Source organism: Rouxiella badensis (assembly GCF_026967515.2).
GTDB classification, from domain to species: domain Bacteria; phylum Pseudomonadota; class Gammaproteobacteria; order Enterobacterales; family Enterobacteriaceae; genus Rouxiella; species Rouxiella badensis.
This window is the reverse complement of sequence record NZ_CP114062.1, coordinates 3,730,463-3,741,945: the sequence shown is the minus strand read 5'-3', so window position 1 is coordinate 3,741,945 and position 11,483 is coordinate 3,730,463. Positions and strand designations below refer to the sequence as shown.

General features: G+C 53.1%; 6 protein-coding genes and 1 rRNA gene. 6 read left to right on the top strand and 1 reads right to left on the bottom strand.

The genetic code is table 11. The features are described 5' to 3' along the window. Positions 1 to 106: 106 nt before the first annotated feature. The 5 genes from rrf to aceK all read left to right on the top strand — a co-directional run bounded on the left by rrf (position 107) and on the right by aceK (position 6,598). A 5S ribosomal RNA gene (gene rrf, locus O1V65_RS17235) occupies positions 107 to 222 on the top strand. Positions 223 to 547: 325 nt separating this feature from the next. Continuing rightward, positions 548 to 1,477 (top strand): homoserine O-acetyltransferase MetA, encoded by a 930-nt coding sequence (gene metA, locus O1V65_RS17230; protein WP_017494282.1) that lies wholly within the window; start codon positions 548 to 550, stop codon positions 1,475 to 1,477. A 376-nt stretch (positions 1,478 to 1,853) separates the two neighbouring features. Beyond that, the gene (aceB, locus tag O1V65_RS17225; RefSeq protein ID WP_269129899.1) at positions 1,854 to 3,452 is read left to right on the top strand and encodes a malate synthase A; all 1,599 of its coding nucleotides are present in this window, start codon (positions 1,854 to 1,856) and stop codon (positions 3,450 to 3,452) included. Positions 3,453 to 3,483: 31 nt separating this feature from the next. Beyond that, entirely contained in the window at positions 3,484 to 4,794 is a 1,311-nt protein-coding gene (gene aceA / locus O1V65_RS17220) for an isocitrate lyase (RefSeq protein ID WP_165429838.1), read from the top strand. A 61-nt stretch (positions 4,795 to 4,855) separates the two neighbouring features. Continuing rightward, positions 4,856 to 6,598 carry a bifunctional isocitrate dehydrogenase kinase/phosphatase gene (aceK, locus tag O1V65_RS17215; protein WP_084911882.1) on the top strand — a complete coding sequence of 581 codons (1,743 nt, stop codon included), beginning with the start codon at positions 4,856 to 4,858 and terminating at the stop codon, positions 6,596 to 6,598. 14 nt (positions 6,599 to 6,612) lie between these two features. On the opposite strand, the gene iclR is transcribed toward aceK, so the two are convergent. After that, positions 6,613 to 7,455, bottom strand: a complete 843-nt coding sequence (gene iclR / locus O1V65_RS17210; RefSeq protein WP_017493366.1) for a glyoxylate bypass operon transcriptional repressor IclR — start codon at positions 7,453 to 7,455, stop codon at positions 6,613 to 6,615. Between the two features lie 295 nt (positions 7,456 to 7,750). Between iclR and metH the strand changes: the two genes are divergently transcribed. Then, positions 7,751 to 11,452, top strand: a complete 3,702-nt coding sequence (gene metH / locus O1V65_RS17205; RefSeq protein WP_192504436.1) for a methionine synthase — start codon at positions 7,751 to 7,753, stop codon at positions 11,450 to 11,452. Positions 11,453 to 11,483: the final 31 nt, after the last annotated feature.

Genomic DNA, 11,483 nt, shown 5'->3' with positions numbered 1-11,483 from the left:
TTTTAGAGAGACGAGACGAAAGTTTCAGGAAATCAGCTTGTTCAAAGATTGGTTCTGATGGCGGCCTGCAGGAATGTGGAAAGCGGTTGGGATGAAACAGAATTTGCCTGGCGGCAGTAGCGCGGTGGTCCCACCTGACCCCATGCCGAACTCAGAAGTGAAACGCCGTAGCGCCGATGGTAGTGTGGGGTCTCCCCATGCGAGAGTAGGGAACTGCCAGGCATCAAATAAAGAACAAGCCCTAGTCGAAAGACTGGGGCTTTTTCTCGTCGGTAATTTAAGAAATTCCAGTTCAAGAGAAGGCCCCTGTCTGACGACAGGGGCTTTTTTGTGCGCGTTTACTGACCATTTTTAACCCTTTTTGCCTCCTTCTAAATAGCTAAAACTCTTCATCAAACAGATATAAATAACTAAATGTTATGAGCATATAGCCTTAAGCTGAATAATTTTCACCTAGGCTTTACAAGCTCGACATAGCCGCTGAAAACCGTTATCTTCGGGCATCTAGATGTCTAAACGTATAAGCGGATGTAGTGAGGAAGTTGTTATGCCAATTCGGGTTCCAGATGAGTTACCAGCCGTGAACTTTTTGCGCAATGAAAACGTCTTTGTGATGACGTCTTCACGTGCAAAAACTCAAGAAATTCGTCCATTGAAAGTGCTGATACTCAATTTGATGCCGAAGAAGATCGAGACGGAGAATCAGTTTCTTCGCCTGCTTTCCAATTCCCCTTTGCAGATTGATGTTCAGCTGCTGCGTATCGACAGCCGTGAGTCCAAGAACACGCCTGCCGAGCATTTGAATAACTTCTACTGCGATTTTGAAGATATCCAACACGATAATTACGACGGGTTGATCGTGACCGGTGCACCGCTGGGTCTGGTGGACTTCTGCGACGTCGCCTATTGGCCGCAGATTGAGCGTATCGTTCATTGGGCAAAAGAACATGTCACCTCAACGCTGTTTGTCTGCTGGGCCGTACAGGCCGCGCTGAACGTGCTTTATGGCATGCCGAAAATGACCCGCGAGACCAAACTCTCCGGCGTATATGCGCATCAGACGCTACAGCCTTTGGCGCTTCTGACCCGTGGATTTGACGAGTCATTCCTGGCGCCACACTCGCGCTATGCGGACTTCCCGATTGAAGAACTGCGCAAATACAGCGATCTGGATATTCTCGCCGAATCGGAAGATGCGGGTGCTTATCTGTTCGCGACAAAGGACAAGCGCATGGCGTTCGTCACCGGCCATCCAGAATACGATGCCGGTACGCTGGCAGGCGAGTATCTGCGTGACCTTGACGCAGGCCTTTCACCGGACATGCCTTACAACTACTTCCCTGAAGACAATGCGGATCTGGCACCGAAAGCCAGCTGGCGCAGCCACGGCCATCTGTTATTCACCAACTGGTTAAACTACTACGTCTACCAGATAACGCCATTCGATCTTCGCCAGATGAATCCTACGCTGGAATGAGCTCTTAGCCTGTCTCGGTAATACAAGTCTGAACGCCCACGATCACTTCTCCGATCGTGGGCGTTTTTATTTTGTTCCTGCCAATGCCGATCCTTGTTCGATTGCAAAAATTATGGAAATTGATCCTGTTTCTATAAAAATATTTCACCGTCTATTTAGTTGAATCAAAAAGGCTTTATTTTTATTTAAAATAAAAATGGAAATCGTTTTTGATTTTATCATTTTCTTGATTACGCTTAAGTCTATCGGCTAGTAAATAACCAGTCTGGTCATTTCAAGTTATGCGATCTTTTTACGCCTCGGATCGTCGCCGTGATCAACGCGTCCAGCTCAGGCAGATGTTTAATGAGCTCATTGAAAAGTCAGGAGAATGTAGATGTCACAGCAGATAACCCGCAGCCCACTCGACTTTACACGCCAATTTTCAGAACAGGCATCCAGCATTCTGACCGAACCCGCCATCGACTTTTTGGCTGATTTGGTAAGCCAATTCGCCCCTGTACGCCAGCAGCTACTGACAGAAAGGCGATATATTCAGTCGGATATTGATGCCGGTAAGCTGCCGGACTTTATTTCGGAAACGTTTTCCATTAGAGATACTGAATGGCGCATCCAAAATATTCCTGATGACCTGCTCGACAGGCGAGTCGAAATAACCGGGCCTGTCGAACGTAAGATGGTCATCAATGCGTTGAATGCCAACGTTAAAGTCTTCATGGCAGACTTCGAGGATTCACTTGCGCCTAACTGGAGCAAAGTGATTGAAGGGCAGGTTAATCTGCGCGACGCGGTGCGCGGCACCATCAGCTACACCAATGAGGCAGGTAAGATTTATCAACTTAAACCTGACCCGGCCGTACTGGTTTGTCGAGTCAGAGGATTGCATTTGCCCGAGAAACACGTGACCTGGCAGGGTGAGCCTATCCCGGGCGGCCTGTTTGATTTTGCGCTGTATTTCTTCCACAACTATCGCGAACTGCTGGCCAAAGGCAGCGGCCCTTACTTCTATCTGCCCAAAATGCAGTCTTACAAAGAGGCGCAGTGGTGGAGTCAGGTATTTTCCTTCGCCGAAGACAGCGTCGGGCTGCCGCGCGGCACTATCAAGGCCACGGTACTGATTGAAACATTGCCTGCGGTATTCCAGATGGACGAAATCCTTTATCACCTGCGCGAACATATCGTCGGGCTCAACTGCGGGCGCTGGGACTATATCTTTAGCTATATCAAAACATTAAAGAACTTCGGCGATCGCGTCTTACCTGACCGCCAGGTTGTGACCATGGATCAGCCTTTCCTCAGCGCCTATTCCCGTCTGCTTATCAAAACCTGCCATCGCCGAGGGGCGTTCGCGATGGGCGGCATGGCGGCATTTATTCCGAGCAAGGACCCGCAGCGCAACGCGTGGGTGCTCAATAAGGTGATCAAGGATAAGGAGCTTGAGGCGGCGAACGGCCATGACGGCACCTGGATTGCGCATCCCGGCCTCGCCGATACCGCCATGTCAGTATTCAGCAAGGCACTAGGTTCACGTCCCAACCAGCTTGACGTTACGCGTGAGGAAGATGCACCGATTTACGCCGAAACTCTGCTTACGCCATGTCAGGGAGCGAGAACAGAGGAGGGGATGCGCGCCAACATTCGCGTCGCGGTGCAATACATCGAAGCATGGATTTCAGGCAATGGCTGCGTGCCAATCTATGGACTGATGGAGGATGCCGCCACGGCGGAAATATCCCGTACCTCAATCTGGCAGTGGATCCATCACGGCAAAACGCTAGACGACGGACAAAAGGTGACCAAAGAGCTTTTCCGCCAGCTGCTGGCGGAGGAGATGCAGGTCATTCAACAAGAATTAGGTGACCAGCGGTTTTGCTCTGGGCGTTTTCACGAAGCCGCAGCGCTGATGGAAAAAATCACCACCCAGGATGAACTGATCGACTTCCTCACGCTGCCTGGCTATGCGCTGCTGGCTTGATAAACCCTGATAAGAAATCGGAGTCACCGTCATGAAAATTACCCGTACCCAACAAATACAACAACTCGAAGAATCATGGTCACTGCCGCGCTGGAAAGGGATCACTCGTCCATACACGGCCGCAGAAGTTATTAGCCTGCGCGGCTCTGTGAATCCCGAATGTACGCTGGCGCAGCATGGCGCGAGCCGACTGTGGGAGCTGCTGCACGGCGGGTCACGCAAAGGTTATGTCAACTGCCTCGGTGCACTCACCGGTGGGCAGGCGCTGCAACAGGCCAAGGCCGGTATTGAGGCGATTTATCTGTCTGGGTGGCAGGTTGCCGCCGACGCCAACACCGCGTCGAGCATGTATCCCGATCAGTCTTTGTATCCAGTGAATTCCGTTCCCGAAGTGGTATCACGCATCAACAATACCTTTCGCCGGGCGGACCAAATTCAATGGGCAAACAACATCGAACCGGGCCAGCCGGGTTATACCGACTATTTCTTGCCGATTGTTGCCGATGCAGAGGCCGGTTTCGGTGGCGTGCTGAACGCGTTTGAATTGATGAAATCTATGATTGAGGCAGGCGCGGCGGCGGTGCATTTTGAAGACCAGCTGGCCGCCGTGAAGAAGTGCGGGCACATGGGCGGAAAAGTGTTGGTTCCGACGCAGGAGGCAGTGCAAAAGCTGGTTTCTGCTCGTCTGGCGGCAGACGTTTTGGGCGTACCTACTTTACTGGTCGCCAGGACCGATGCGGATGCGGCCGACCTGCTGACCTCTGACTGTGATCCCTATGACAGCGCGTTTATCACCGGCGAACGCACCCATGAAGGCTTTTACCGCACTCATGCCGGTATTGAACAGGCCATCTCGCGCGGGCTTGCCTATGCGCCTTATGCAGACGTTGTCTGGTGCGAAACCTCGACGCCGGATCTGGCGTTGGCGAAGCGCTTTGCCGAGGCAATTCATCAGCGTTTCCCGGGAAAACTGCTGGCCTACAACTGCTCGCCGTCGTTTAACTGGAAGAAAAACCTCGATGACCAGACCATTGCGAGCTTCCAGGATCAACTGGCAGCGATGGGTTATCAGTACCAGTTTATTACTCTCGCCGGTATTCACAGTATGTGGTTCAACATGTTCGATCTGGCCCATGCCTATGCGCAGGGCGAGGGCATGAAACATTACGTCGAAAAAGTCCAGCAGCCGGAGTTTGACTCCGTAAAACGTGGCTATACCTTCGCCTCGCATCAGCAAGAGGTTGGCACCGGTTATTTCGATAAGGTCACCACCATTATTCAGGGCGGACGCTCTTCGGTGACGGCTCTGACCGGCTCGACGGAAGAACAGCAATTTTCCTGAGAACGCAATGGCCCGAATCATACGGGCCATTTGGACCCCGCGTAAGTCAGAGAGCAGAGTGATGAAGACAGAACTGTTGATTGCCCAAACCATTCTTCAGGGATTCGATGCACAGTATGGGCGCTTTCTGGAAATTACTTCCGGCGCTCAGCGGCGTTTTGAACAAGCTGACTGGGCTGCCGTTCAGCAGGCAATGAAGCAGCGTATTCATCTTTATGATCATCATGTTGGGCTGGTGGTCAGCCAGCTGAAGTGTATTACCGGTCCACGCTTTTATGATGCGACGTTCAATGCGCGTATCAAAGCCTGCTTCAGCAGCCTGTTGCCTGATTATCCGCGCGGTGAGATTGCCGAAAGCTTTTTTAATTCAGTCTATTGCCGCATCTTCAAACATCGTGATTTAGCGGACGACAGGCTGTTTGTCTTTAGCGAACAACTGCCGCAAAGCGCTAAACCGCCACAGAGACCTCTGGCACGACTCTTTGCGCCTGGCCCTAGCCTGCGGGACATGCTGCAAAAATTGTTAATGGAACTGCCGCTGCGCCTGCCGTGGGAGGACATTACAAGGGACGCGCACGCCATTGCTGATGCCCTGAACGTTTCTTTTCCTGACGGTGAGCTCGACAACGCAGAATTCGAAATGGCCAACGAGCTTTTTTACCGCAACAAAGCGGCGTGGCTGGTCGGCAAGATTCGTCTGGCCGGCAGGGCACAGCCTTTCCTGTTACCTGTCCATCAAAGCCGACAGGGACGACTCTTCGTTGATACGTGCCTCACCGAGCAGGACGATGCCAGCATTGTTTTCGGTTTCGCCCGCTCCTATTTCATGGTTTATGCGCCACATCCCGGTGCATTGGTCGAATGGCTGCGCGAAATTCTTCCCCACAAGACCACGGCAGAGCTTTACAGCGCCATAGGCTGTCAGAAGCATGCGAAAACAGAATGTTACCGTGAGCATCTGCGCTATATGGCCTCAAGCACCGAGCCTTTTATCATCGCTCCCGGCGTTAAAGGCATGGTTATGCTGGTATTTACCCTGCCAGGCAGTGACCGCGTTTTCAAAGTCATCAAGGACCGATTTGCGCCCCCCAAGCAGGTTACCGAGCAGCGAGTCAGGGACTGCTACCAGTTGGTCAAGGAGCATGACCGGGTAGGGCGAATGGCCGATACGCAGGAGTTCGAGCATTTTATCCTGCCCAAAAATCGCATCAGTGCCGAGTTGATGGCCGAGCTACAGTGCGAAGCCGTCAATAAAATAGAAGATCTCGGCGACAGCATCGCAATACGCCATTTATACATTGAACGGCGAATGAGCCCACTAAACCTCTACCTTGCACAGGCAACGCCCGAGCAGCTGCATGACGTGATAGAAGAGTACGGTAACGCAATTAAGCAGCTGGCCGCCGCAAATATTTTTCCGGGGGATATGCTGTTTAAAAACTTTGGTGTGACGCGCCATGGTCGGGTGGTGTTCTACGACTATGACGAGATTTGTTATATGACGCAGGTTAATTTCCGTGACCTGCCTTTGCCGCGTTTTCCCGAGGAGGAACTGGCGAGCGAACCCTGGTACAGCGTGTCCGAGAACGACGTCTTCCCGGAGGAATTTCGGCATTTCTTGTGCAGCGACGCACGACTTCGGCCGCTATTTGATGCGCTGCACGGCGACCTGTTTTGCCCTGACTATTGGCGCGGGCTGCAACAGCGTATTCTCGCGGGTCACATTGAAGACGTTTATGCCTACCGCCGCCGACAGCGGTTTAGCGCCAGAACGTCGCAGAAGCCCAACGCTGAGGCGAGCTAATCTCGCCCCGCTTTTTAATGCTTGCCGCCGCCGTAGGCCTGGGTTATCTCTTTCGCCGCATGGATAACCAGCGCCCCGAGCTCGGTAACGCGATCGTCAGTAATCCTTGAAACCGGCCCCGAAATCGAAATTGCCGCGTAGGCGTCATTGTGTTCGTCATAAATACAGGTCGCCACGCAGCGCAGTCCTAACGCATGTTCTTCATCATCAAAGGCATAGCCGCGCTTGCGGGTCTCGGCCAGCTCCTGCTTGAGATTCGCCGGTGAACTGCGGGTCATCGGCGTGTAGCTGTGCAGCCCAATTTTGTGTAGCAGTTTAACGAGACGCTCTTCGGGCAGCGTGGACAGGAATGCTTTGCCTGCGCCAGAAGCATGCATCGGCAGCTTGCCACCAATGGGTGCCGACATCCGCATCAGCGCATTGCACTGTACCTGATCGATAATGATCGCCTGGTAATCGCTGTGATCGAGCACCGCGAGGTTCACTGTCTCGCCAGATTCTTCCATTAATCGGCGCAGCATGGGATGAACCATGGCTAACAGGTTGCGGCTTTGCAGAAAGCTGCTGCCGACCACGAAAGCGTGGGAGCCAATTGTCCACAGACCCAGATCGCCAACCTGACGAACGAAACCCTGTTGCTGCATGGTGGTCAGGAGCCTGTGCGTTGTCGAGTTGGGCAGTCCGGCCTGCTGGGCCAGGTCGGTGAGCGCCACGCTGCCCTGAGCTTCGGCAATGTATTCAAGCAACTTCAGACCGCGGGTTAACGATTGAACCTGTCCGGTTGCTGTGCTGGCACTGGCCGTTGTGCCTTTGCCCTTTTTAGTGCGTTTTGCTGCCGTGGCAGAAGAGGTCACCATCGTGCTTTCCCTTGTCAGCGTCGCCACTATAACGGCGAGAAAATATTATTTTGGAATTGGTTTTCGTTTTTACAGTATGGATCGCAAACAAGTTTTGCGCTCATCCGATGTGTTGCATCGACTCTGGAATGTGCCTCGAGGATTTGATGAAAAAGACTCAGGTTGCTGCCGGCACTGGGCCTGAGCAAGGTATGCTAGGATTATTGGCGGATTTTGAAGCAGGTTTTCATAAATTATGATTAAAGTAGGGTGCTGAAGACCGGCCAAACGTGAAAGTAGCAGAATTTTGCAAGCAATGGGTGATGAGGTGAAAGTGACTAATCGAGTTGAAGCACTGCATGAACAGCTGGCGAAGCGGATTTTAGTTCTCGACGGTGGCATGGGGACAATGATCCAAAGCTATCGTCTGGAAGAAGAAGACTATCGCGGCGAACGTTTTGCTGATTGGGAAAGCGATCTCAAGGGCAATAACGACCTGTTGGTGCTGACCAAGCCCGAGATTATTACCGCCATCCATTACGGCTATCTCGAGGCTGGGGCGGACATTCTCGAAACTAACACCTTCAACTCGACGACCATCGCCATGGCCGACTACCACATGGCGTCACTCTCGGCCGAGATAAACTATGAGGCGGCCCGACTGGCACGTATCTGCGCTGATGAATGGACTGCACGCACGCCAGAGAAACCGCGCTATGTGGCGGGTGTGCTAGGGCCAACCAACCGCACCGCCTCGATCTCTCCCGACGTCAACGATCCTGCATTCCGTAACGTCTCCTTCGATCAGCTGGTGGAAGCCTATCGCGAATCGACCCGTGCCTTGATCGAAGGCGGCGCGGATCTGATCATGGTTGAAACGATCTTCGATACCCTGAACGCCAAAGCGGCGACCTTTGCCATCGAAACCGTGTTTGAAGAGATGGGCGTCCTGCTGCCGGTGATGATTTCCGGCACGATTACCGACGCCTCTGGTCGCACGCTGTCAGGCCAAACGACGGAAGCATTCTATAACTCGCTGCGCCACGTCAAGCCGCTGACCTTTGGTCTGAACTGTGCACTTGGCCCCGACGAGCTGCGTCAATACGTCGCCGAGCTTTCCCGTATCGCCGAATGTTACGTCACCGCTCACCCTAACGCCGGTCTGCCTAACGCCTTTGGGGAATACGACCTTGAAGCCAAAGAAATGGCTGAACACATCGGCGAATGGGCACGCTCCGGCTTCCTCAATATTGTGGGCGGCTGCTGTGGTACTACCCCAGCGCATATCGCCGAGATAGTGCTGGTCCTCGACGGCGTTGCACCACGCAAATTGCCCGAAATTCCGGTCGCCTGTCGTTTAGCGGGTCTTGAACCGTTAACGATTTCTCCCGAGACGCTGTTTGTTAACGTGGGTGAACGTACCAACGTAACGGGGTCGGCTCGCTTCAAAAGATTGATTAAAGAAGAAAAATATTTAGAGGCGCTCGAGGTGGCCCGCCAGCAGGTTGAAAGCGGGGCGCAGATTATTGATATCAATATGGACGAGGGCATGTTGGATGCCGAAGCGGCGATGGTCAAATTCCTCAATTTGATCGCCGGCGAGCCAGACATCGCCCGCGTGCCCATCATGATTGACTCTTCAAAGTGGGACGTTATCGAAAAAGGCCTGAAATGCATTCAGGGCAAAGGCATCGTTAACTCGATTTCCATGAAGGAGGGCGAAGAGTCTTTCCTCAACTACGCCCGCAAGGTGCGCCGCTACGGTGCTGCCGTGGTGGTCATGGCCTTTGATGAAGTCGGACAGGCAGACACTCGCGCCCGTAAAATCGAGATTTGCCGTCGCGCCTACAGGCTGTTGACCGAAGAGGTGGGGTTTCCGCCGGAAGATATTATCTTTGACCCGAACATCTTTGCCGTCGCAACCGGTATCGAAGAGCACAACAACTACGCCGTTGACTTCATTGAAGCCTGTGCCGATATCAAGAGCGAGCTGCCTCATGCCCTGATTTCGGGCGGGGTGTCCAACGTCTCTTTCTCATTCCGTGGCAACGAGCCGGTCCGTGAGGCGATTCACGCGGTGTTCCTTTATCACGCTATTCGCAACGGCATGGACATGGGCATAGTCAATGCGGGTCAGTTGGCCATTTATGATGACTTAACGCCCGAGCTGCGCGAGGCGGTGGAGGACGTCATCCTTAATCGTCGCGACGACGGCACCGAGCGGCTTTTAGATCTGGCAGAGAAATATCGCGGCAGCAAAGACGACGGTGAGGCGAACAAACAGCAGGCCGAGTGGCGCAGCTGGGATGTCAGAAAGCGCCTTGAATATTCGCTGGTGAAGGGCATTACCGAGTTCATTGAGCTCGACACAGAAGAGGCTCGTCAACTGTCGACGCGACCGATTGAGGTCATCGAAGGTCCGCTGATGGACGGCATGAACGTGGTGGGTGACCTGTTTGGTGAAGGAAAAATGTTCCTGCCGCAGGTGGTGAAATCAGCACGCGTTATGAAACAGGCGGTGGCTTATCTCGAGCCCTACATCGAGGCCAGTAAAGAAAAGGGTAAGACTAACGGCAAAATCCTGCTGGCGACGGTAAAAGGCGACGTGCACGACATCGGCAAGAACATCGTGGGCGTGGTGCTACAGTGTAATAACTATGAAATTATCGATCTGGGCGTGATGGTCCCGACCGACAAAATTCTGAAAACGGCCATCGAAGAGAACGTTGATATCATTGGGCTTTCTGGCCTGATTACGCCGTCGCTTGACGAAATGGTCAACGTGGCGAAAGAGATGCAGCGCCGTGGTTTCACCATTCCGTTGCTGATTGGCGGGGCAACTACCTCGAAGGCGCACACGGCGGTCAAGATTGAGCAGAACTACCAGGGGCCGACAACCTACGTACAAAATGCCTCGCGCTCGGTCGGCGTGGTGTCAGCGCTGTTGTCCGACACGCAACGAGATGCCTTTATCGAAAGAACCCGTAGAGAGTACGAAACCGTGCGTATTCAGCATGGGCGTAAAAAACCGCGCACGCCGCCCGTCAGCCTGGTGAAGGCGCGTGAAAACGCGACCGTGCTGGACTGGGAAAGCTATACGCCGCCTGTGGTGCATCGTTTGGGTATTCAAAAGGTTGAGGCTAGCATCGAGACGCTGCGTAATTACATCGACTGGACGCCGTTCTTCATGACCTGGTCGCTGGCCGGTAAGTATCCTCGTATTCTTGAAGATGAAATTGTCGGCGAAGAGGCTAAACGCCTGTTCAAAGATGCCAACGACATGCTGGATAAACTCTCCAAAGAACGGCTTCTGCATCCGCGCGGCGTGGTCGGTTTATTTCCGGCTAATCGAGTCGGCGATGACATTGAAATCTATAGCGATGAACGTCGTGATGACGTGCTGGTGGTCAGCCACCATCTGCGTCAGCAAACCGAAAAAACCGATTTTGCCAACTACTGCCTGGCCGATTTTGTCGCGCCAAAAACCAGCGGCAAAGCTGACTATATTGGCGCTTTTGCCGTGACCGGCGGGCTGGAGGAAGATGCGCTGGCCGAGGCCTATGACAAACAGCACGATGATTACAATAAAATCATGGTCAAGGCGCTGTCAGACCGTCTGGCCGAGGCGTTTGCAGAATATCTTCATGAACGAGTGCGTAAGGTTTATTGGGGCTTCGCGGCTAACGAAAATCTCAGTAATGAAGAACTGATTCGCGAAAATTATCAGGGTATCCGACCGGCACCGGGCTATCCGGCGTGCCCGGAACATACCGAGAAAGGACAGATCTGGAAGTTGTTGAATGTCGAGGAGAATACCGGCATGCAGTTGACCGAATCCTTCGCAATGTGGCCGGGGGCGGCCGTTTCAGGCTGGTATTTCAGCCATCCGGAAAGTAAATACTTTGCCGTGGCGCAGATTCAACGCGATCAGGTTGAGGACTACGCGGCCCGTAAAGGGATGCCGATAGCCGACGTCGAGCGCTGGTTGGCCCCCAACCTCGGCTACGACGCAGATTAATCTCTTCTTCTCCCTTCTCCTTTTAAACAGG